Annotated in this window: 19 protein-coding genes and 2 pseudogenes; 20 read left to right on the top strand and 1 reads right to left on the bottom strand. The window is 34.8% G+C overall.

The features are described 5' to 3' along the window. Together FC77_RS02345 and FC77_RS02340 are read left to right on the top strand one after the other, a co-directional pair. Entirely contained in the window at positions 1 to 1,998 is a 1,998-nt protein-coding gene (locus FC77_RS02345; RefSeq protein ID WP_151443598.1) for a PTS sucrose transporter subunit IIABC, read from the top strand. Positions 1,999 to 2,126: 128 nt separating this feature from the next. Next, on the top strand, positions 2,127 to 2,750 hold the full coding sequence (locus FC77_RS02340; RefSeq protein ID WP_056969969.1) for an SLAP domain-containing protein: 624 nt from the start codon (positions 2,127 to 2,129) through the stop codon (positions 2,748 to 2,750). 92 nt (positions 2,751 to 2,842) lie between these two features. On the opposite strand, the pseudogene pgtP reads toward FC77_RS02340, so the two are convergent. Continuing rightward, positions 2,843 to 4,198: pseudogene (gene pgtP, locus FC77_RS02335) on the bottom strand (phosphoglycerate transporter protein PgtP). A gap of 711 nt (positions 4,199 to 4,909) precedes the next feature. Here pgtP and glpK point away from each other — a divergent pair. The 18 genes and pseudogenes from glpK (at position 4,910) to FC77_RS02255 (ending at position 22,429) form a co-directional block, all read left to right on the top strand. Then, the gene (glpK, locus tag FC77_RS02330) at positions 4,910 to 6,415 is read left to right on the top strand and encodes a glycerol kinase GlpK (protein WP_056969968.1); all 1,506 of its coding nucleotides are present in this window, start codon (positions 4,910 to 4,912) and stop codon (positions 6,413 to 6,415) included. 18 nt (positions 6,416 to 6,433) lie between these two features. Further along, entirely contained in the window at positions 6,434 to 8,254 is a 1,821-nt protein-coding gene (gene glpO, locus FC77_RS02325; protein ID WP_056969967.1) for a type 1 glycerol-3-phosphate oxidase, read from the top strand. A gap of 14 nt (positions 8,255 to 8,268) precedes the next feature. Next, positions 8,269 to 8,988, top strand: coding sequence for an MIP/aquaporin family protein (locus FC77_RS02320; protein ID WP_056969975.1), 720 nt, complete (start codon positions 8,269 to 8,271; stop codon positions 8,986 to 8,988). 147 nt (positions 8,989 to 9,135) lie between these two features. Then, a complete protein-coding gene (locus tag FC77_RS02315; RefSeq protein ID WP_056969966.1) occupies positions 9,136 to 10,038 on the top strand; it encodes an alpha/beta hydrolase in 903 nt (300 codons plus the stop codon). A 15-nt stretch (positions 10,039 to 10,053) separates the two neighbouring features. Next, positions 10,054 to 11,496, top strand: a complete 1,443-nt coding sequence (locus FC77_RS02310) for a PTS transporter subunit EIIC (RefSeq protein WP_056969965.1) — start codon at positions 10,054 to 10,056, stop codon at positions 11,494 to 11,496. Between the two features lie 98 nt (positions 11,497 to 11,594). Then, a complete protein-coding gene (locus FC77_RS02305; protein WP_054681471.1) occupies positions 11,595 to 11,804 on the top strand; it encodes an FMN-binding protein in 210 nt (69 codons plus the stop codon). A 126-nt stretch (positions 11,805 to 11,930) separates the two neighbouring features. Continuing rightward, on the top strand, positions 11,931 to 12,281 hold the full coding sequence (locus tag FC77_RS02300) for a hypothetical protein (RefSeq protein ID WP_151443600.1): 351 nt from the start codon (positions 11,931 to 11,933) through the stop codon (positions 12,279 to 12,281). A gap of 22 nt (positions 12,282 to 12,303) precedes the next feature. After that, the gene (locus tag FC77_RS02295) at positions 12,304 to 12,813 is read left to right on the top strand and encodes a PRD domain-containing protein (RefSeq protein ID WP_151443602.1); all 510 of its coding nucleotides are present in this window, start codon (positions 12,304 to 12,306) and stop codon (positions 12,811 to 12,813) included. A 63-nt stretch (positions 12,814 to 12,876) separates the two neighbouring features. Continuing rightward, positions 12,877 to 13,086: pseudogene (locus FC77_RS08355) on the top strand (PRD domain-containing protein); the annotation flags it as partial. A gap of 36 nt (positions 13,087 to 13,122) precedes the next feature. Continuing rightward, the gene (locus FC77_RS08405) at positions 13,123 to 13,836 is read left to right on the top strand and encodes a PTS sugar transporter subunit IIA (protein WP_338084849.1); all 714 of its coding nucleotides are present in this window, start codon (positions 13,123 to 13,125) and stop codon (positions 13,834 to 13,836) included. Next, positions 13,836 to 14,288 carry a PTS sugar transporter subunit IIA gene (locus tag FC77_RS02285; RefSeq protein ID WP_225723714.1) on the top strand — a complete coding sequence of 151 codons (453 nt, stop codon included), beginning with the start codon at positions 13,836 to 13,838 and terminating at the stop codon, positions 14,286 to 14,288. The genes FC77_RS08405 and FC77_RS02285 overlap by 1 nt, the downstream gene beginning before the upstream one ends. A 12-nt stretch (positions 14,289 to 14,300) precedes the next feature. Further along, on the top strand, positions 14,301 to 14,624 hold the full coding sequence (locus tag FC77_RS02280; protein WP_056969960.1) for a PTS fructose transporter subunit IIB: 324 nt from the start codon (positions 14,301 to 14,303) through the stop codon (positions 14,622 to 14,624). A 126-nt stretch (positions 14,625 to 14,750) separates the two neighbouring features. Next, positions 14,751 to 15,665 carry a PTS fructose transporter subunit IIC gene (locus tag FC77_RS02275; RefSeq protein ID WP_225723715.1) on the top strand — a complete coding sequence of 305 codons (915 nt, stop codon included), beginning with the start codon at positions 14,751 to 14,753 and terminating at the stop codon, positions 15,663 to 15,665. A 3-nt stretch (positions 15,666 to 15,668) separates the two neighbouring features. Then, entirely contained in the window at positions 15,669 to 16,895 is a 1,227-nt protein-coding gene (locus FC77_RS08230) for an alpha-mannosidase (protein ID WP_225723716.1), read from the top strand. Between the two features lie 89 nt (positions 16,896 to 16,984). After that, positions 16,985 to 18,304: a glycoside hydrolase family 38 C-terminal domain-containing protein gene (locus FC77_RS08225; protein ID WP_225723717.1), complete on the top strand. Its 1,320-nt coding sequence runs from the start codon at positions 16,985 to 16,987 to the stop codon at positions 18,302 to 18,304. Positions 18,305 to 18,520: 216 nt separating this feature from the next. Continuing rightward, positions 18,521 to 18,712: a YSIRK-type signal peptide-containing protein gene (locus FC77_RS02265; protein WP_229773305.1), complete on the top strand. Its 192-nt coding sequence runs from the start codon at positions 18,521 to 18,523 to the stop codon at positions 18,710 to 18,712. Positions 18,713 to 18,999: 287 nt separating this feature from the next. Continuing rightward, the gene (locus tag FC77_RS02260) at positions 19,000 to 19,851 is read left to right on the top strand and encodes a BspA family leucine-rich repeat surface protein (RefSeq protein WP_056969958.1); all 852 of its coding nucleotides are present in this window, start codon (positions 19,000 to 19,002) and stop codon (positions 19,849 to 19,851) included. Next, the gene (locus tag FC77_RS02255) at positions 19,823 to 22,429 is read left to right on the top strand and encodes an SLAP domain-containing protein (protein WP_236699541.1); all 2,607 of its coding nucleotides are present in this window, start codon (positions 19,823 to 19,825) and stop codon (positions 22,427 to 22,429) included. The genes FC77_RS02260 and FC77_RS02255 overlap by 29 nt, the downstream gene beginning before the upstream one ends. Positions 22,430 to 22,436: the final 7 nt, after the last annotated feature.

Genomic DNA, 22,436 nt, shown 5'->3' with positions numbered 1-22,436 from the left:
ATGGCTCGTAAAAAGAAGGATTACACAGACGTTGCCAAACAACTAATCGATATTGTCGGTAAAGATAATGTTGTTTCGTTAACTCACTGTGAAACTAGATTAAGATTTGTTGTCAAGAATCGTAAGAAGATTGATGACAAGGCTATTCAAAATTTACCAGATGTTAAAGGGGTCTTTTATGGCTCTGGACAATACCAAGTAATTTTTGGTACTGGGATTGTTAATGATGTTTATGCGGCAATCGATAAGTTGCATGAAGTTAACACTATTTACGGTAAGGAAGTTAACACTATTTACGGTAAGGATGATGCCCAAGGTGATGACTCAGATAAAGATAAAGCCAACCAATCCTGGGGTAAAAGATTCATGGCAATGCTTTCTGGAATCTTTATTCCTATTGTTCCGGTAATTGCCGCAACTGGTTTATTCCTTGGATTAAAGGGTACTTTTACTAATCCGCAGGTATTGAAATTATTTGGAATGGTACCCAGTCAGATACCGGCTAACTTATTAACGGTTGTTTCTGTTTTAACTGATACTGTTTTCTCATTCTTGCCTGCATTGATCGTATGGTCAACCTTTAGGTACTTTAAGGGAACGCCCATAATCGGGATTGTTTTAGGATTAATGCTGGTTTCACCACTGCTGCCAAATGCTTATTCGGTAGCCAACGGAACGGCAAAGGCAATTAAATTATTCGGGGTTATTCTCGTAATTGGTGCCCAAGGATCAGTGTTAACGGCCTTAGTAGCCGGTTATATTGGTGCAAAATCCGAGCTCTTCTTCAGGAAACACATGCCTGATGTGATTGAGCAGATTATGACCTCATTTCTAACGTTGCTAGTTACATTTGCAATCATGGTCTTAGGTGTTGGACCAATTGTTCATTGGGTTGAAAACCTCTTGCTTGCCGCCGTCGAAGGTGTCATCCACATCCCATATGGTATTGGTGGCTTCTTAATTGGTGCTGCTTACCCATTAATGGTTGTTATTGGTATTCACCAGATGATGATTGCCATCGAAACCTCACTTTTGGCTGCCACGCACTTAAACCCATTAATTACCTTGGAAGCTATGTATGGATTTGCTAACTTGGGTGTTGCCTTAGCTATCTTCTTAAGGGCAAAATCTAAGTCAGCCAAAGAGACTTCAATGTCAGCCATGGCTTCTCAACTGTTTGGTGTCTCTGAGCCAACTATTTTTGGTGTTTTAATTCGGTATAATTTGAAACCGTTAATGGTAACTGTACTTACCTCTGGCATTGGCGCTGCAGTTTTGAGTATCTTCAGGGTTGCTGCTAACTCATATGGTTTAGCTGTATTGCCATCTTACTTAATGTATATTTATAACTTTAGAGATTTAATAATTTATACGATCGTTTCAATTTTGACAGTTATTCTTGCTTTTGTTTTAACAAATGCATTTGCAATTCCTAAAGAAGTTTTGCAACCTGATAAGCCTAAAGGTGTACCAGTTAAAGAAGTAAAAGACGATGCTGTATATTCACCAGTAGCTGGTGAAGCCGTATCATTAAAGACTGTTAAAGATCAGGTCTTCTCATCAGGGATGATGGGTAAAGGTATTGCCATTCAGCCATCTGGTAGTGGCAAGATCAGTGTTTATGCTCCTAATGATGGGAAAATGTCAGTAGTTGCAAAGACTGGTCATGCTTATGGTTTAAAGACTCCAAATGGAATGGAAATTTTAATCCACTTGGGAATTGATACTGTTTCATTGAAAGGTGAAGGATTTAATACCAAAGTTAAAATTGGTCAGGAAGTCAAAGCTGGTCAATTATTAGGTACTTTTGATATCGATGTTATCAAGAAGCATCAACTAGATCCAACAGTTATGGTAATCATTACTAACTCGAAAGATTACAAGAACATGAGCCAACTCAAGCTGGTGAAACAACGGTTGGTAAAGAAATCATCGCTGTTCAAAAGGAAGTTAAGAATCCAGCTGCTGCTCCAGCAACAAATTGATTTCTTATATTAATTAAAATAACTTTGCGGTTAAAAATGCAAAGTTATTTTTTTAATAATTAACTAAATGATAATTTTAGTAGTAAAATATAAATAATTGGTCACGAAGGCTAATAAATTTATTGATGAGGTGTGTATTATATGAATAAGAAAATTTTGGTTAGTTTAGCTGGTGCTGCTTTATTATCATTTGGATTAGGTACTACTACTGCAAAAGCTGCAAATGTAATTAGTCCAAATCCAACTAGTACAACTACTAATAAAACTAGTGCTACTACCAGCGACAAGACTGCCACAAATGATGGTAAAACTGATAATAAGTCTGCTACTACCGCTGATAATAAGACCACTACAACAACTGAATATACTTTAACCCATAATTCTTATACTTATGATTTAAGTGGTAAGAAGATTAAGACCCCAACCTTGAAAAAAGGTCAATCTGTTAAAGCTTTAGGTAAAGTTACTATTAATCATGTAGCTTATATTCAAGTTAGCAAGAATGGCTATATTAAAAAACACAATGTTACCCCAAGTAAGAATGTTACCAAGGTAAGATATAGTTTGAACCACAATGCCTATGTTTATTCTGCTAAGGGTAAGCGCGTAAACAAGAAAGCTATGAAGAAAGGCAAGTATGTTTACGTTATCGGTACTAAGATTATTAAGGGCAAGAACTACGTCCAAATTAGTGTTGGTAAGAGCCAATTTGTAAAATGGGCTAACCTTGATCACGATAGTGCTAAAGTTATTGTTAAAAAGTAATTAAAGTTAATCTGTAAGAAATAAATAAACCTTGATAGGTTAAAAGCCTGTCAAGGTTTATTTTTTTGTTAATTTAGAATTTTATATAAAATTTAAACGGCATTTTCTTCTTGTCCTCTGACTTTCCAAGTGCAGGCAAACAGGACAGCTGCCAAGATGCAAGATATTAAAATAATATAGAAACCTGCTTGCCAGCCAAATTTGTCAACTGTCCAGCCTAAAATAGCATTAGCTGCAACAGAGCCAAATAGATAGCCAAACAATCCTGTTAATCCAGAAGAAGTACCGGCTGCTTTTTTAGGTACTAAATCCAAAGCTTGCAAACCGATTAGCATAACGGGACCATAAATCCAGAAACCAATCATAATTAAGGAGAAGTTAATCATAAACATATTGGTAGCATGCATGTAAATATAAACAAATACGGTAACTACGAGCATGAAAAAGAAACCAGCGGGTCCACGACGTCCCTTAAAGACTTTATCGGAAATCCAACCTGCTATTAGAGTTCCGGGTATACCAGCCATTTCGTACCAGAAGTATGACCAGCCTGATGAAGATAAAGTGATATGTTGTACCTCAGTTAGGTAAACTGGGGCCCAATTTTCAACTCCGTAGCGAACTAAATAAACGAAAACATTAGCAATGGAAATTATCCAAACCCACTTATTATTTAAAACATACTTAAAAAGAATATCTTTGGTAGAAAGTTCTTTTTCAACTAGTTTGTGACTCTTATTTGGATAATCATTTCGATATTCTTCAATTGGTGGTAACCCCTCTGATTATGGCGTATCACGGATTGCTAAATAAGCAAGAATCGCTGTAATAATAGCAAAGATTGCTGGTAGTAAAAATGCGCCGTTGTATGACTTTATGCCAGTAAAGGCAAAGTAGCTGCCGACTAAAGCAATACCAGCGGTAGCGATTGGTGCCATTAAAGCAACACCAATGTTATGGGCTATATTCCAGACAGAAGTTTTACTACCACGCTCATTGATTGAAAACCAGTGGACTAATACCCGTCCACCAGCAGGCCACCCCATGCCTTGGACCCAACCAAGGATGAAAAGAACAATAAACATGACTGTAATACTGGAAGTTAGGGCAGGAATAAGTCCTAAAGCTAAATTTATTATGCTGGCTAGGATTAATCCTAAGGGTAAAAAGATTCGTGCATTGCTGTGATCTGATACAGTACCCATTACGAATTTACTAATTCCATAGGCTAAAGAAACCGCTGAAAATGCTAAACCCAATTGACCTTTAGTAAAACCTTGGAGTGTTAAACCAGGAATAGCTAATGAAAAATTGTTGCGTACTAAATAGTAACCTGCGTAACCTATGAAAATACCTATAAATACTTGTAGTCGAAGTCTTTTATAAGTACTGTCAACTTTGCTCGCTGGTACTTTATTCTTAGCAATATGTGGTTTTAAGAAATTCATAATTCAACCTCCTTATTTTTATTAAAGCGCTTTCTTTGATTGCACAATTCAACATAGCACGCTTTTTTATTTAAAACAATTTAAAAAATTGCGCTATAAAGCGTTTATAAGCAAGTTCCTAATAATAAATATCATATGTTATTAAATTTGACTACTAATATAAATAGAGGGGATATATATTATTGCCGGTTAGTAAAAACTTCTGTGAGAAAAAATTTATAGTTATTTTTTTATTAAGTGAAAAACGATTATATTTTCGAATTAGAATTTTTAGAATTACTATTAAAAATTCTTGACGAATAGTGCAGTTTACTGTGTTTCCTTCTTTTATTTAATTGCTTAATTTTTATAAAAATAGTAGTTCATTTTTTCACTTAAGTAAGATTTTAAAGCAATATATTTTAGATATTAATTTATTTTAATTAACCAGTTATTTAAATAAAATGCTGGCATCTATATAGTATAAAAGCAGAATTCACAAAGTAATGAATTCTGCTTTTTTGCTTTTCTTAATTAAATTCTCTAGATTGTATTTTCACAATCTCTTAATGGTATAGTCCATAAATGCTTATATATCAGTAAATTAAGCGTAAATAAATTATGTGAAAAATACTGTACATAGTACTAATAATGTTGTACATTAGGTTTGCAAGCGCTTGCATATGTGAGAAAGATTGTGATTTTATATTTTGATTCTAAGAGGGAACAAAAATGAATGAAAAATATGTAATGGCGATTGATGAAGGAACTACAAGTACTCGTGCGATAATTTTTAATAAAAAGGGAGATAAGGTTGCCGACGCTCAACGTGAATTTAGACAAATATTTCCTCACCCTGGTTGGGTTGAGCACGATGCTAATGAAATCTGGCAAGCGGTTTTATCAACAATAGCCAATTGTTTTATTGAGTCAGGTATAAAACCAAATCAAGTTCAAGATATTGGTATTACGAACCAACGTGAAACTACCGTGATTTGGGATAAGAAAACAGGGTTACCAATTTACCATGCTATCGTTTGGCAATCACGCCAAAGTGAAGGAATTGCTGAGAAAATGCGTAAAGATGGCTTGGCCAATGAAATACATGAAAAGACCGGGTTACTGATAGATCCGTACTTTTCAGCAACTAAGATTCGTTGGATTTTAGATCATGTCGATGGAGCTCAAAAACGAGCCGAAGATGGCGAATTATTATTCGGAACAATTGATTCGTGGCTTGTTTGGAAATTGACTGGCGGTAAGGTTCATATTACTGATTATACGAATGCAAGCCGTACGATGCTCTTTAATATTCATGACTTAAAGTGGGACAAGGATATTCTAAAGTATCTAAATATTCCTGAGCAGATGCTACCTGAAGTTCGTTCTAACTCTGAACTTTATGGTAAAACCACTACCTATCAATTCTATGGTAGTGAGGTGCCGATTTCAGGCATGGCCGGTGACCAGCAAGCTGCTTTATTTGGCCAAATGGCCTTTGAATCCGGAATGGTTAAAAACACTTATGGTACCGGTGCCTTCGTTGTTATGAATACCGGTAATAAGATAAAACTTTCAGAGAATAATCTTTTAACTACGATTGCGTATGGTATAAATGGCAAAATTAACTATGCACTAGAAGGAAGCATCTATGTTGCCGGATCGGCAATTCAATGGTTGCGGGATCAAATGAAACTAATTGACCACGCTTCTGATTCTTATGAAGCTGCCATGGAATCCAAAGACGATAATGAGGTTTACGTTGTTCCAGCTTTCACTGGATTAGGAGCCCCATATTGGGATCCAGATGCACGTGGATCTGTTTTCGGCATTACTCGGGGAACTACAAGACAAGATTTTATTAAAGCAACTTTACAATCTATCGCTTATCAGTCTCGGGATGTTGTCGATACGATGAAGAAAGATACTAAAGTTAATATTCCTGTATTAAAAGTTGATGGTGGTGCCGCAAACAATGATTATTTGATGCAATTTCAAGCTGATATTTTGAATACCCCGGTACAAAAGGCACCTAATTTAGAAACTACTGCTTTAGGAGCAGCTTTCTTAGCAGGTTTAGCTGTTGGTTATTGGAAGAATATTGATGAGATTAAAGATAAGTATGCAAATGGCAAAAAATTTATGCCAAAGATGTCTGATGGTGAACGTAAGAAACTATATAGTAATTGGAAGCTTGCTGTGAAAGCAACGCAAATGTTTAAACCAAATAAGAACTAATGTGGGAGGTAGTCTCTTATGAATTTTTCTGTTAAGAATAGATCTGAAATTATTGATAAATTAAAAAATACTAAATTAGATGTATTAGCAATTGGCGGTGGTATTACCGGTGCTGGGGTCGCTATTCAAGCTTCCGGTGATGGTCTTAAAACCGGATTAATCGAAATGCAAGATTTTGCTGGTGGAACTTCTTCCAGATCAACTAAGTTAGTCCATGGTGGTATTCGCTATTTGAAAACTTTTGATGTTGGCGTCGTCTCTGATACTGTTAAAGAAAGAGCCGTTGTTCAAGGTATCGCGCCGCACATACCGCGACCGGCAAAAATGATTTTGCCAATTTATGATGAACCAGGTTCAACTTTTGACATGTTTTCCGTTAAGATTGCGATGAAGTTATATGATAAATTAGCTAATGTAACTGGAAAGTATGCAAGCAAAGTTATTTCAAGGGATGAAGCCTTGAAGTTAGAACCATCTTTAAATCCAGATAAATTAATGGGCGCAGGTATTTATTTAGACTTTAGAAATAATGATTTTAGGTTAGTAATTGAAAATATTAAGCAAGCTTACACTAACGGCGCTTTACCTGTTAGCCGTGTAAAAGCCCTTGATATTACTCATGATGCCAACGGAAAAGCTAATGGTGTTTTAGCTCAAGATTTGGTAACCGGTGATAAATTTAATATTAAATCTAAGATTGTAATTGATACTGCTGGTCCATGGTCTGATCGTGTCCGTAAATTAGATAAAGATGATACTAGCAAAGGACAGATTCGTCCTACAAAGGGCGTTCACTTAGTTATTAGTGATGCAAAATTGAAACTGCCGGCCACCACTTATTTTGATACTGGTGATCAAGATGGACGAATGGTGTTTGTAATTCCATCAGCAGGTAAGGTTTACTTTGGTACTACCGATACTGACTATAAAGGTGATTACAAGAATCCAACAGTTACTAAACAAGATGTTGATTACTTGTTAAACGTAATTAATCATCGTTATCCTAATGCTCATATTACCCTTGATGATATTGAAGCTAGTTGGGCTGGTCTACGGCCTTTGTTATCATCTAATGGAGGTTCTGATTATAACGGCGGGAATAAGTTTAGGATAAGTAATACTGATTTTAAGAAATTAGTTGATGTCGTTAAAGCTTATGAGGCCGGTAAGAAGAGTAAGCAAGACGTTGAAGCTGTTCTTCAAGGAATTCAGAAAGTTAATTCTGAGCTTAAGCCTAGTGCTTCTTCCGTTTCGCGTGGAAGTTCGTTAAAAGAAGATAAGGATGGCTTATTGATTTTAGCCGGTGGTAAAATCACCGATTACCGTAAAATGGCTGCCGGTGCCATGGATAAGATCAAAGAAATCTTGGAACACGATTTTGGCATGAAAGTAGAATTGAAAGATTCTAAGAAGATGCAGGTTTCTGGTGGACACTTTGATCCGACTAAGGTTGATGAAACTATCGATAAGTATGCCCAATACGGAATAAAACGTGGTATTGATAAGGATACTGCTTATAGAATGGCCAACAGATACGGCAGTAATTCACCAGCAATTTTCGATAATAAGGATAATCTTAAAGCTGCTCCAGGATTAAACCTTGGGGAAACATTATCCTTACACTATGCGTTAGATCATGAAATGACGATGTCAGCTGTTGATTTCTTGTTGCGTCGGACAAATAGAATTTTATTTGCCGCCGAAACACTTCCTAAAATTAAGCAACCGGTAGTTGATGAAATGGCTCGTTATTTGAACTGGAATGATGCAGAAAAAGCAAGGCAATTGCAAGAGCTAAATGCAACAATTGCCCAATCACAATTAGATTACCTGAAGTAGGAGGATTAATTATGATGCATGATAGTTTGACCATGCAGATGCTTGGTGAATTCTTGGGTACAATATTTATTATCCTGCTTGGTGATGGTGTCTGTGCGGCGGTTAATTTGAAAAAATCAAAAGCTAATGGTGGTGGCTGGGTAGTCATCGCTCTAGGCTGGGGATTAGCCGTAGCATTTGGTGTTTACTTTGTCAGCTGGTTAAGCCCGGGTCACTTTAATCCGGCAGTAACTGTAGCCATGGCAATTGCTGGTAAATTTCCCTGGATGTCGGTTTTACCCTATATTATTGCTCAGATAGCTGGGGGCTTTATCGGTGGTATTCTAGTTTGGCTGACATATTACCCGCACTGGAAAGAAACTAAGGATAAACAAACTATTTTAACGATTTTTTGTACTGAACCAGCAATTAGAAGTTACTTCTGGAACTTCTTTGCTGAATTAATAGGTACGTTCGTCCTAGTCTTTGGACTTCTCGCCTTTACAAAAGGTAACTTTGCAGCTGGGCTTAATCCATTTATAGTTGGTTTATTAATTACCGCAATTGGTTTCTCACTTGGTGGGCCAACTGGATATGCAATTAACCCTGCTCGTGATTTGGGACCAAGGTTAGCACACCAACTTATGCCAATAGCCAATAAAGGTGGTTCTGATTGGGCTTACAGTTGGGTACCAATCTTTGGACCGCTTGTTGGCGGATCTTTAGCAGCTCTATTATTTGAAGTAGTCGCTTAGAGATTTATTAATAAGGTTTCATAATTGTTAATATTTTTATTAACAGTTGTGAAACCTTTTTTCTTATAATTTATTGAATTATAAGTACACAAATTATATAGTAGATTTATGTAAGCGCTTATACTTAAAGCAAAAGGAGAAGCTAGAATGAAATTTAAAAAATGGTGTTTAGCGTTATTGTCATTGATTCCAGTTGGATTGATTTTAACTAGTTGCAGTAGCCAGAAGAAATCAGCCGCAGCTCCGGCTCCAGCGGTAAAGCCTAATCAAAGCCAAGTGGTGACAACTACGCTCTATTCTAAGAAGTTACATATGGATTGGAATTATGACGTTTATTTACCAGCAAATTACAAAGAAAATAGTAAAAAACGTTATCCGGTTTTATACATGATGCATGGTATTTATGGTAATCACCGTAATTTACTTGAAAGGTTTAATTCACAACAAATTTTAGATGGGTTAGAACATCGTAAAAAGAAGCAAATGATAGTTGTCTTTATTGATGGTTTCAATAGTTTTTACATTAATCAAAAGAATGGTATGCAAATGGAGAATGCTATTGTTGATGACCTTGTCCCCACTATTAATAAGTTATATAGAACCAAAACTGACGCTAATTCTAATGCTGTTGGTGGTATTTCAATGGGAGGTTATGGTGCTGCTCGTTTAGCACTGAAATACCCAAATTTGTTTAATAAAGCTGTGCTAATATCACCATCTGTTTGGTATAACTTGCCTAAAGCTAATCCAATTAGAAAGAATATGCATGCTTTTACTGACGGTAAAGAGCATTGGTCGGATGAAGTTTATGATTCTGTATTTCCAACCAGATATATTAATTATAAATCGAAAAAGGATAAATTCTTCATTGAATCTACCTCTACTGATACAACCGTTCCCATTAAAGATGTCACTAAGTTTATAAAGACATTAAAGGGTAATGATATTAGTGTCAAATTTATTAAAGATAACGGTGGTAACCACAATTGGGACTATTGGAAGACAGCAGCTCCAAATGCTTATAGCTGGGCTTTAGATGAATTGAATTAGTGAGGTGAATAAAATATGTCAAAGAGCACGGATGAAGAATTAGCCAAGCAAATTTTAAAATTGGTTGGCGGTAAAAATAATGTTAGTGAGATTGTTTCTTGTATGACACGATTGCGCCTGACTATTAAAGATGATTCTAAGGTTAATGTTGATGCATTAAAGAAACTTGATGGTGTTTTAGGAGTTGTTCAATCTGAAACGTTGCAGGTAGTTTTAGGACCAGGAAAGGTTACAAAAGTTGCTCAAATTTTTGCTAAACTTGCACACTTAGATTTGGGGCAAGAAAACACTGACGATAGAGCAGACTTAGAAGAGGTTAAAAAACAGGCTAAAGAAAATAAAGCAGCTCAAAAAGCCAAACATGATAAACCGTTGCAAAGAGGGTTGCACCACATTGCAAATGTGTTTATTCCTCTCTTACCAGGAATCATTGCTGCTGGATTAATTAACGGTATTACTAACGTAATTGATTATGAAAGTGGCAATGTATTTGCTAATGACTGGTGGTATGTAACAATTAAAACCATTGGTTGGGGATTGTTTACTTTTTTGCCGATCTTTGTCGGTATGTATGCTGCTAAAGAATTTAAAGGTTCACCTATTCTAGGTGGTATTGGAGGTATTCTTTGCTTAAATGTAAAGATGCCAGATTTTCCTTTATCATCATTAGCAGTTTCAATGCCGTTTACAAATAAACCGTATGTTGCTGGTGTTGGTGGCTTGTTAACTGCTTTATTTATGGGTATTTTTATCGCTTGGACCGAAAGAACAATAAGAAAATGGATGCCAGATATTTTGGATACATTTTTCACTCCAATTTTGACTCTGATCTTTTGTGGCTTGGTATCAGTAGTATTCTTACAGCCATTAGGCAGCTGGTTAACTAATTTAATCTACGTAGTGATGGACTTTATGTATACTAGACTTAGCTGGATTGGTGGTTATGTTCTATCTTCAACATTCTTAGGATTGGTATCAGTTGGTTTGCACCAAGCTTTGACACCTATTCATGTTATGTTAAACGATCCAACCGGACCGACTCATGGTATTAATTACCTGCTATCAATCTTAATGATGGCTGGTGGTGGCCAAGTTGGTGCTGGTCTTGCACTATATTTAAAGAGTAAAAATAAGCGTTTTAGAAAAATGGTTATGAGTTCAATTCCAGTAGCCATTTTAGGAGTTGGCGAACCACTAATGTATGCCGTAACTTTGCCATTAGGACGACCATTTATTACGGCTTGTTTAGGAGCTGGTTTTGGTGGTGCCGTAGCTTCACTATTTCACTTAGGGACTGTTTCTCAAGGTGTTTCAGGAATATTTGGTTTGCTTATAATTCAACCAGGTCAACAGATAGAATTTTTAATTGCGATGCTGATTGCTTATATAGGTGGATTTATTCTTACTTGGTTCTTTGGCTTTAATGAAAGTAGAATCAACGAGATATTTCCAGAATAAAATAGAATAATTAATGTAAATAAAAGAGTTTAGTAAATCATAATAAAGAGAATATAAAATTAGCTAAAAATCAATATTTAGGAGTATTGAACGAAAGGATGGTTGACCAAATTAAAGTTCGTGTCACTTATGATCAAAATAATAGAATCATCAAAAAGGTTGAAATTATAGATCAAAATGAAAGTGAGGACGTTGCTGAAAACGCATTAAAAGTCATTCCACAAGTTGATGCAGTGTCAGGTGCTTCTAAAATTAGTCGAGTAATTATGAACGCGGTTAACGACGCAGTTAAGCATGCTAATGCATAATTAATGTAGCTATACTATGCATAAAATTTATAAATTAAGGAAAGTACACTTATATAAGTGTACTTTTTTCTATATGTGGGGAGTTAAATCTTATGTACAATGAAAGCGAATTCAGGAAGAGAAGAAGTGAGCGAAATGAATAATGATGAAATTAAAATTATTGAAGCAATACTTAATTCTAGTAAGGTCCATTATTCAGATATTGCTAACTTAATAGGTAAATCTAGAAAGACTATTGCTAAATATTTAGATAATATTGCGAATTACGTTGAACATTTTGATGTTAGCTTAATAAGAAAACGCAACGTTGGGATCTATTTTGAAGGTAATATCTCTAAATTAAGTGAATCTATTCAAGAAAATAATATTTTGAAATTTAATATTTCTAAGCAACGTTCCTTAGATCTTTTGACTGAATTATTAATAACTAACAAAGCTATTACAGTTCAAGAATTAGCAGATAAGTTTTTTTATTAGTCGGAGTACTTTAGAAAACAACTTGAAAGCTGTTAAGGAATTTTTAAATAAATTTGGAGCTTCTCTGCTGACTACGAAAGAAGGAATTGTGATTGTAGCTAGCGAACGAGAAAAGAGGAGATTAATGTCTGAATTAATAAGTCTTTATTGGGGAGATGATTATTTAAATAAAGAACGGCAATTACAAATGAAAGATGCTCAAGACGTATCTACAAATATAAGTGTCTTTTTTAGCCCGGAAACTTTGATTAAAGTATTAAATGCATTAAATCAGTTTAAAAAGATTTCTGGATTAAAAATGAGTGATTATGAATATCAATCACTTGCCATTCACTTAACTATTGCGATTGAACGAATAAAGAGGAATGAAGTTATAAAATTCTCTTCCAAAAATTCAGTATTAGAAAAAAACACGCTTATTTTAATCAAGGTTATAGAAAAAGAATTTGGAATTAAATTGCCCAAAGATGAGAAACAATACTTAAATATTCATATTCTTGCTATTCAAAGTTCTTTAACTACTAACGAATAAGATGAAGATAAACAATTACAAAATAATAATGTTTCACTCTTTTTAACGGCTAGTTTAAAACAATTTGATTCTACTTTGATCAAAAATTTAACCGTCCATTTAATTCCAGCTCTAAAGAGATTGTCACTAGGACTCACAATTAGGAATCCATATACATCCAAAATTAAGAAATATTTTACTAGGGCATACAACGAAGCGGTTGATTTAGGAATAAAAATTAAAAATGCTTATGGAATATTTCTTAATGATGACGAGCTGGCTTACATAGCTCTTCACATTGAAGCTTTTAACAAAAGAAATAATAAAGTTATGACGGTGGCTTTGGTTTGCAGTACCGGTCTTGGTACAGCAAGACTTTTAGAGCAGAGAATTAAGAAACAGTTTTCTAATCAGATTAAAATTTCTCGAGTTGTGTCAGTCCAAGAAATCAAAGAAAAGCCGGTAAGTGAGGATTTGGTGATTAGTACTATTAATATCAAATTACCAAACGTTCCTTTGATAGTTGTTTCTCCCTTCTTAGATGAAAACGGAATTCGAAAGATAAATGGTGTGATTTCTAAATTTAATAATGGCAAAGCCAAACCCGAAGCTTTCATGTCATTAATTAATCCTAAATATATATTTCTTAATGACAAGAAAATCACTAGAAATCGAGTAATTAAGAAATTAACGGATGCACTTTATAAAGATGGATTTGTTCGAACGGGAATTGGACAGGCAGCGATAAAACGTGAAGAAATGGCAAGTACAGCAATCAATATAGTTGCGGTTCCACACGCGCCCATTAGGTATGTTAATAAACCAGTAATAGCCATTTATATAGATAAGAAAAAGATCGAATGGCAAGACAAAATGGTTAAAATTGTTTTTTTCTTAGCACTAAATCAAGAAATCAAACCACATATAGAAGAAATTTATAGTTATTTTGACAATATATTAGAGGATAAAAAATTGCTTAAAAGAATTAGTGAAAGTAATTCAGTAGAAAAAGTTATTGCGCTATTGAGAGAAGGTGAATGCTAATGGAGAAGCAGAATAATTTTTTAACGAAAGATAATATTGTGTTGAATCTCGATGCTAAAAGTCGTGAAGATGCAATAGCACAGCTATCGGAGGTGCTTTACAAAAATGGAATTATTACTGATGCTGATAAGTTTACTAGGGATGTATTGAAGAGGGAATCTATGACAACCACTGGTATTGGTAAGCATATTGCCATTCCACATGGTAAAAGTACTGCCATTAAGGTACCGTCGATGGTTTTTGCTAAAAATAAGACCCCACTAAAATGGAATTCACTTGATGGATCAAAAGTTACCATGATTTTTTTAATGGCGGTTAGTACGAATAACGGTGATAAAGAACATTTAAAAATGTTGGCACATCTTTCAGGGAAATTAATGGATGATAGCTTTGTTTCTAAATTGAATAAAGCAAATAAAACAAAAGATATTTTAAATTTATTAGAAGATTAGGAGAAAATCATTATGACTAAAATTGTTGCTATTACTGCTTGTATTGCAGGCATTGCCCATACTTATATGGCAGCCGCAAATTTGAAAAAATATGCTAAAAAAGAAGGCGACGAAATTAAAGTTGAAACGCAGGGAGCAATGGGAATTGAAAACAAACTTTCTTCCCAAGATATTGAAGATGCTGACGTTGTAATTTTTGCTGTGGACACCAGTGTTTCTGGAAAGGAACGTTTTGTTGGTAAAAAAGTGTTAAAAATTGGTACTTCCGAAGTCATCAAAGATGGAGACTCAGCAATTAAGAAAGCTGAAGATTTAGTTAATGGAAAGAAGCAATAATTATGTCTTTTAAAGGTGAGATGAAACAAATAGGTAACCATTTGCAGACTGGTGTTTCATATATGATCCCACTAGTAACTGCCTCTGGATTACTTATGTCCTTAGCGACAATTTGTGGTGGCACAAATGTTTCGAATAATTCGTTTTGGGGTCATGGGTCATGTAAAGTTACTTGGTACAACGGGATTAGGTTTTATTCCGATTATAATTGCGGCATATATTTCATTTTCAATTGCTGATCGCCCCGGACTTGCACCTGCATTTATCGTTGGTTTAATTGCACAACAGTCCGGAACAGGTTTTATTGGCGGTATTATCGTTGGATTATTAGTTGGATATTTAACAAAATGGTTGAAGAAGATGCCCGTTCCGCAGAAATTATCTGTAGTTAAATCCTTGATTTTAATTCCATTGATATCTACTGCAGTTGTTGGACTGCTGTACATGTATGTAATAGGAATTCCGTTAAAAGGATTCACTGCTGGATTGACTAGTTGGCTTAAAGGTATGAGTACAGGTACTAACAGCGTAATGTTAGCAGTAATTATTGGAGCAATGATGGCCTTCGATATGGGCGGTCCCGTTAACAAAGTTGCTTATACTTTTGGTATTGACTGTTATGCAGAAGGTGTTTATGGGCCAAGTACCGCAATGTTTTTAGCAATTGCTATTCCACCATTTGGTATGTTTTTAGCTACACTTTTAGATAAAAAATTATACTCTAAAGAAGAAGTTGAAAATGGTCGTACTGCAGCAATCATGGGTATCTTTGGTATTACTGAGGGTACAATTCCATTTGCTTTAGCAGATCCACTGAGAGTTATTCCAAGTATTATGGTTGGAACAGCTGCAGCTTGTGCTGTCAATGCAGCATTTGGTGTAGTTCAAAAGACTGCAATGGCAACATTAATGGCATTACCATTTGCTTCTAATATTTGGCTATATGGTTTATCGATTATTATCGGTGCCGTAGTTACAGCTTTAATGGTTAACTTTTTAAAGAAAGTTACTCACCATCAAGTTGAAGATGCGGAGGAATAGTTAATGGTTAAAGCACATTTAGTAAATCATACGCACTGGGATCGAGAATGGTATTTTACTACCATGGACGCCCAAGTTCTAAGTGAACAGGTTTTTACCGAAATTTTAGATGAATTAGAAAAAAATCATGAAGCAAATTTCTGCTTAGATGGTCAAACTTCTATTGTAGATGATTACGTGGAGATTCATCCGGAAGCTGTTAAAAGAATTCAAAAGTTAGTCAGTGAAAAGAGGTTATTTGTTGGTCCATGGTATACGCAAACCGATGCTTTGAATCCTGATGCAGAATCTATTATTCGTAACCTTGTGATTGGTATTAAAGAAACTCAAGAGAAGTATGGTAATCCAATGATGGTTGGTTATCTTCCAGATACTTTTGGCTTTAATGCGCAACTGCCAACTTTATTAAATGAGGTTGGTATTGATAATTTTATCTTTTGGAGAGGAATAAATTTTGATAAAATCACTGATTCTGTTTACTTTAATTGGAAAGGTTTGGCTAATAAGAAAGTTGTAGCAATCGATTTTCCGTTCGGTTATTTTACGGGAAAAATTTCTCCAGATGATCAGAAACATTTAAAAGAAATGGTTACTAAGCGACTTGATCCTGCAATTAAATTTGAAGCTGAACATGGTAACCATAATGATGTTTTGATTCCTTCCGGTATGGATCAATTGAATATCGTTAAGAATATTTTCAAAACAGTTAAAAAAATCAATGAAATTAGTGCCAACCAAATTGTAATCGACACGTATCCAAATTTTGTAAAACTGCTTAAAGGAAAACAGAATGAATTGCCTGATTATCAGGTTGAAATTAGATTACCAACTTATGCACGGGTTCATAGAACAATTGGTGCGGTTAGATATAAGCTGAAAAAAGAAAGCTTTTTACTTGAGCAAAAGATCTTACGCAGGGTGGAACCATTGGTCGTAATTGGTAAAAAAGCTGGAATTAATATTGGTAACGGAATATTAATTAAACTATGGAAGAAGTTGCTTGAGTACCAAGCGCATGATTCGATGGGTGGCTCAGTTACAGATAATGTTGTCGTTGATATCCTGCACCGGTATAAAGAGGCAAATGAGATAGCCGATGGCATCGAGAATATGATTGAGAAGAAGATAGCTGAATCACTGAAGTTAACCTCTAAGCAAATTATCTTATTCAATACCGATCCGCATGAATTTAAAGGAAGAAAATCCTTTACCTTATTAACGAATTATTAACGAATTCTAAACATATTAAGATTGCTGGGATTACCAACTTATGTCTTGAAAATGAAAAATATTATCCTCTTAGGGATCATATTTTAATAATGACGGCTAAAGGGCAAGAATATTCAAAGGAACCTGCATATTACAAGCTAAGAATTAGTGGTGAGGTGCAGTTATCTGCATTAGGTTACAAGGTATTTAATGTTGTTACGGATGATAATGAGAATGAATTACGTCTTCCAAAAGTAGGTCAGGTATCTGATAGAGCACAAATTTCCAATGGGGATTATATTTTAAGCTTTAATCATGGGAAAATTAACTTGAAGGTAGATGGTACACTTTATAAAAACATCTTATCTTTAGTTGATAATGCTAATGATGGCGATACTTATGATTATTCCCCGTTGGCCAATGATGAGGTGCAAACTTTACCGTTACAAAAAACTGTTACCCTTGAGAATACATCTTTACCAACAATGATTGTTTATGGAGCAGCAAAACTGCCAAAGACGTTGGGTGATCGAGCATCAACCACATCTGAATATGGAGACTTGATTTATAAAATAAGAATGTCACTTGATGCAGAGGGTAGAATTGAAGCTCATCTTTCTTTGAATAATCAAGTTTTGTCACACAATTTAAGGTTAAAGTTTTCTCCAAAAGTTAAAACAGATTCTGTTTTAGCTGAAATTCAGGCTGGTTATCAAAGTACTAAAAATCAGAAGATTCCGGATGATTGGCAAAAGAAGTTCGTAGAAAAGCCGGTGAATATTTTTAATTTTGATAAATCAGTTAACCTTACAAATTCTGAGAAGCACTTTACTGTTTGGGATGGAGAACAGAAGACTTATCAATATGAAAATGGTGACTTGTACATTACCTTAATGGCAACTACTGGTGAATTGGATAAACCAAATTTAGAATGGCGTCCTGGTAGAGCATCGGGAGATACGACCAATCAAGGTCATATAATGATGAAAACTCCGATTGCACAGGAATTAGGTCATAACGAATTTGATTTTGCGTTTCAATTAGAAGATAAACCATTTGATTATGAAGCTAATAATGTTTTAACTAATAATTGGTTGAGGCAGTCTGTGTCTTATCAATTACAGACGTTGAATGTTTTCATTAACCGATTAGATAATAAAATTTGGGATACGAATATTAATCATTCAATTCCTAAGGAAGATTCAATTTTAGATCTTCCTGCCAATATTAATGTATCAGCTTTGTATCCTTCTTATGATGATACGAATTCTTATATTATTCGGATACAGAATATGACTGATCATGAGATAAAATTACCTAAGAAACTATATGAGAATGGTGAAATTGTTAATGCTCTTGAAGAAAAAGTGAAGCAAACAAGTAGCGTTGATCCATTTGATATAGTATCGGTTAAAATGAAGTTAAAATAATTATCTATAAAAACTAAATATAGTAAAACCAAAGTAGATCAGACTTGATTACTTTGGCTTTTTCTTTTGGAGCAGACCAATTATTTAAACAGTATTATGTTTACAAAAAATGTTAGTAGCTTTAATATTGTTATTGTAAATGTAAATAGTTAATTATATGAGGATGTATGTATGTTAAGTAAAAATAATTTTGACGAGAAATTAAGAAAGATGGAAATGCAATCTAAAAAGGATCGCTTCTCCATCCGTAAGTTAGCCATCGGTGCAGCTTCTGTACTGTTAGGTTTTAGTTTTATATGTGTAACTGCACAATCAGTTAAAGCTGAGACAGTTAATCCAGTAAAACAGGATAAACAAGAAATAGTATCTGCAAACCAGACTGCCCAAAACACTAGGGGGGGGTATTAAAGCCCACATCTGCTAAAATAGCAGAAGACTCTGATACCAATACATCCTCTACAATTAACGATCAGAATACAGTAAAGAAAAATAATAAAACAAATAGCACCAGTGTAAGTAACACGGGTGCTATTTCTGATTCTGTTAAAAATAAGAAGCAGGATAATTTAAGGACTTTTTCAGGTTTAACCTCATTCTTTAGAACTAATGAACAAGAAGCTAGACAACAAACATCTGTTCAAGGAAATGAATCTGAAGTAGATAATGATACTTCAGCAGGTTCAGCTAATAATACAATGCCAGCAAAAAATAAAAATACTGCTGCTAATAAAAATCAGACTAATGCAGTTGATAAAACGTCAGAAAAGAATGTACAAACTATGCCTAAATCTGATAATCAAAGTGCTTTAACAAAGGCTGCAGCAAGTTTGCAAGCTGCAATTAATCAAGGCAATGCTTATATCAATTCAGCAGCATTTAGCAAAATGACTGCTGAAAAACAAACAGAATTGCGAACTTCTATTCAAACTGGTAAGGAGTTGCTGAACAAATATAATGCTATGCAAACAGCAACAAATGCAGCTGGTTTGGATGTTGATCAAGATAATAAAAATAAGGCTGTAGCCAATACAAATATAATGGTTTTAAATGTTGTAACTTCCAACAATGCAGCTACTGTTGATACAAATGTAAATTCTAGTTCTAAAAACAATCAAATTACTACTAATAAACTAGCCCAAGCTGCACATAATATTATCTTTCAGTTAGGTGTAGTTAACAGCAATATTTCTTATGATGCAAATAGCCAAACGGTCACCATTTCAGCAGGAGAAATCGATAATCAATGGAAATTTTTATCAATTATTACTGGTGAGATCAAACATATAAAAATTACTGGAAGGGTAACTGTAGCAAATGGTGATGCTTCATTTTTGTTTGCTAATAATAATAGTAAGCTAGCGTCACTACAAGATATTACTGGGCTAAGTAACCTGGTTACGAGTAATATAACTAGTATGCCTAGTATGTTTGAGAATGATAGTAGCTTAACAAATTTAGATTTATCTAACTTTGATACTGGTCATGTAACTGATATGAGCTATATATTTTCTGGTGACAGTGGCCTTAACGAGTTTAGGTTTGTCTAGTTTTGATACTAGTCATGTAACCGATATGTCAGGTATGTTTTCTGGTGACAGTGCTTTAACTAATTTGGATATTTCTGGTTCTAACTTTGATACTAGTAAAGTCACTAATATGCAAAGTATGTTTGCTAATGACAATAGTTTAACAAATTTGAATGTATCTAAGTTTAATACTAGTAATGTTACTAATATGTGGGCTATGTTTAATAATGATAGTAGTTTAACAAGTTTGAAGTTGCCTAATTTCGATACAGATAATGTTACTAACATGTGGGGTATGTTTTCTGGTGATAGTAGTTTAACAAGTTTAGATATTTCTAACTTTAATACTGGTCATGTCATTAATATGCAATATATGTTTGCTAATGACAATAGTCTAACTAGTTTGAATTTGTCCTCAAATTTTTATACTAACGATGTTACTGATATGAGTTATATGTTTTCTGGTGACAGTGGTCTAACTAATTTAGATGTATCTAAATTTAATACTAGTAAAGTAACTAATATGAAACAGATGTTTAATGGTGATTCAAATTTAACAAGTTTAAATATTTCTAACTTTGATACTAGTAATGTTACTGATATGAGCGATATGTTGGATGCTAGTAGTTTAGAAAAATTGACTTTGGGTGAAAAAACAAAATTAGCTAATACTGTTAATTTACCTAGTGGTACTTGGCACAAGCAAAATGATATTTCTCAAACAGCTACTTTAGATGATAATCAGCCACATGTAGGTACCTGGATACGAACAGATGGTACTGTCACACTTAAATTTGTTAATGCTAAACATACCGATAAAGTACTTTATACCAGTGATGCTCTTCCAGGTTCTACTAGTAAGCCCCTGGATTTAACGGATAGTACAGTCAAATCCACTTATATTACTCCTAACATTCCGACAGGTTATACATATGCAACAGCTACTGCTGATTTGTATGGTAATACCCAACCCCAAGAAGCGGAATTCAAGGCTGCAGGTAATACGGTCACCATCTATCTAATTGGTGACCCGGAAACTAATGTAACAGTTAAGTATGAGCTGAAGAATGGCAATCAAGTCGGTGATACGATTACTCCGACTGGTAACCGGGTTGGTGATACACTTGATTTAAGTCAAAATGGAACTTTTATTGCAGCTAATCCAATTCCAAACGGTTATGAATATGCAACCAGTCCCGACGATATGCCAGCTGATTATATTCAGCCAGGAGTTATAACTTATGGTACTGAAGAACAAGATAAGGTTATTTATGTTGTTGGTAAGGTAATAACCGCTAGTAATGATCTGGTGAAAGTTATCCATTACTATGCTGGTACTATCACGAGAGTAAAAAATATGCCAGATTATACTTTAGGGACAGTCAACAGTAGCCGCTATGGTGATGTTGTTAGTGCTAGTGGAACTGATCCCCAGCAAGCTGCACCTAAAGGCTACGTTTTAGATAACCAAGCAGAACAGAAACGTACTTTAACACCAGGTGTCGATCCTCAACAAACAATTATCTTCTATTACAGCGTTCCTAAAGCAGGCAGTGGCAATAATAACCCGTATAACCCACAAGGTGGTACGGTTGATATCCCGCAAGGAACTGATTTAAGCGGTGACTCAACTTATGCTGGTGATGCCATTAAGAATAAGGACCAATTACCAGGTGGTACTACTTATACTTGGAACCCAGCACCAGATACTTCAACTAAAGGTACTTCTAAAGGCTTTGTTACAGTAACTTATCCAGACGGTACTTATACTTCAGTACCAGTGACAGTTAATATCGTTGATAAGAAGGCCAACGGTAATGGCAATAATACTGGAACAGCTGAAGTTAAGACTTTGCAACACAATGCTTACTTGTATGATAAAGAAGGTAAGCGTGCTAATGCAGTTATCTTAAAGACTGGTTCTCAAGTTAATACCTATGGCACCACGATGATTAATGGTCGTAAATTCTTTAATTTGAATCAAGGTTTCTATTTGGCTGCTGGAAATGTTTTAAGTAAAGCTCGGAAGTTGATTCATAATGCTTATGTTTATAACAAGTACGGCCAGCGTGCTAATAAGCAGGTATTGAAACGCGGTAATTCAATTAAGACTTACGGTATTCCAGTTATTATGCGGGGCAAGTTATATTATGCTATTGGCAATAATCATTTTGTAAAGATTAATAATTGTCAGCCCAGAACCAATAACTACCAAGAAGCTAATGCCGATACGGGAACTAGTTCTGACAAACAAACCTTATTACACAACGCTTATCTTTATGATGATAATGGTCAAAGGGCTAACCAGGTGATTTTGAAAGCTAAATCAAAGGTAGGTACGAACAGAACGAAGACGATTAACGGTCGAAAGTTCTATGTTTTGGCTAATGTTTATTACTTGGCAGCTGGTAACATTGACGCTATTAACCGTAAGTTAACACACAATGCTCATATCTATAGTCAATACGGTAACCGTTTAGACCGTAAAGTCTTAAAACAAGGGAAGTCAATTCCAACTTATGGTGATCCAGTTGCAATTCATGGCAAAGCTTACTACATTGTTGATTTTGACAAATATTTAAAGAGAGCTAATTTTTAGTCTGCCC

Source organism: Lactobacillus acetotolerans DSM 20749 = JCM 3825 (assembly GCF_001436775.1).
GTDB lineage: Bacteria > Bacillota > Bacilli > Lactobacillales > Lactobacillaceae > Lactobacillus > Lactobacillus acetotolerans.
Note: the sequence above shows the minus strand (reverse complement) of the source record. Positions and strands in the feature narration are given on the sequence as shown.

Bases quoted from the DNA above. Each gene is read 5' to 3' on its own strand.
- FC77_RS02320 (WP_056969975.1), top strand. From the start codon at position 8,269: ATGCATGATAGTTTGACCATGCAGATGCTTGGTGAATTCTTGGGTACA.
- FC77_RS02345 (WP_151443598.1), top strand. From the start codon at position 1: ATGGCTCGTAAAAAGAAGGATTACACAGACGTTGCCAAACAACTAATC.
- FC77_RS02265 (WP_229773305.1), top strand. From the start codon at position 18,521: ATGCAATCTAAAAAGGATCGCTTCTCCATCCGTAAGTTAGCCATCGGT.
- FC77_RS02340 (WP_056969969.1), top strand. From the start codon at position 2,127: ATGAATAAGAAAATTTTGGTTAGTTTAGCTGGTGCTGCTTTATTATCA.
- FC77_RS02260 (WP_056969958.1), top strand. From the start codon at position 19,000: ATGCCAGCAAAAAATAAAAATACTGCTGCTAATAAAAATCAGACTAAT.
- FC77_RS08225 (WP_225723717.1), top strand. From the start codon at position 16,985: ATGACGGCTAAAGGGCAAGAATATTCAAAGGAACCTGCATATTACAAG.
- FC77_RS08405 (WP_338084849.1), top strand. From the start codon at position 13,123: ATGACGGTGGCTTTGGTTTGCAGTACCGGTCTTGGTACAGCAAGACTT.
- FC77_RS02285 (WP_225723714.1), top strand. From the start codon at position 13,836: ATGGAGAAGCAGAATAATTTTTTAACGAAAGATAATATTGTGTTGAAT.
- FC77_RS02315 (WP_056969966.1), top strand. From the start codon at position 9,136: ATGAAATTTAAAAAATGGTGTTTAGCGTTATTGTCATTGATTCCAGTT.
- FC77_RS02275 (WP_225723715.1), top strand. From the start codon at position 14,751: ATGTTTCGAATAATTCGTTTTGGGGTCATGGGTCATGTAAAGTTACTT.
- glpK (WP_056969968.1), top strand. From the start codon at position 4,910: ATGAATGAAAAATATGTAATGGCGATTGATGAAGGAACTACAAGTACT.
- FC77_RS02305 (WP_054681471.1), top strand. From the start codon at position 11,595: ATGGTTGACCAAATTAAAGTTCGTGTCACTTATGATCAAAATAATAGA.
- glpO (WP_056969967.1), top strand. From the start codon at position 6,434: ATGAATTTTTCTGTTAAGAATAGATCTGAAATTATTGATAAATTAAAA.
- FC77_RS02280 (WP_056969960.1), top strand. From the start codon at position 14,301: ATGACTAAAATTGTTGCTATTACTGCTTGTATTGCAGGCATTGCCCAT.
- FC77_RS02310 (WP_056969965.1), top strand. From the start codon at position 10,054: ATGTCAAAGAGCACGGATGAAGAATTAGCCAAGCAAATTTTAAAATTG.
- FC77_RS08230 (WP_225723716.1), top strand. From the start codon at position 15,669: ATGGTTAAAGCACATTTAGTAAATCATACGCACTGGGATCGAGAATGG.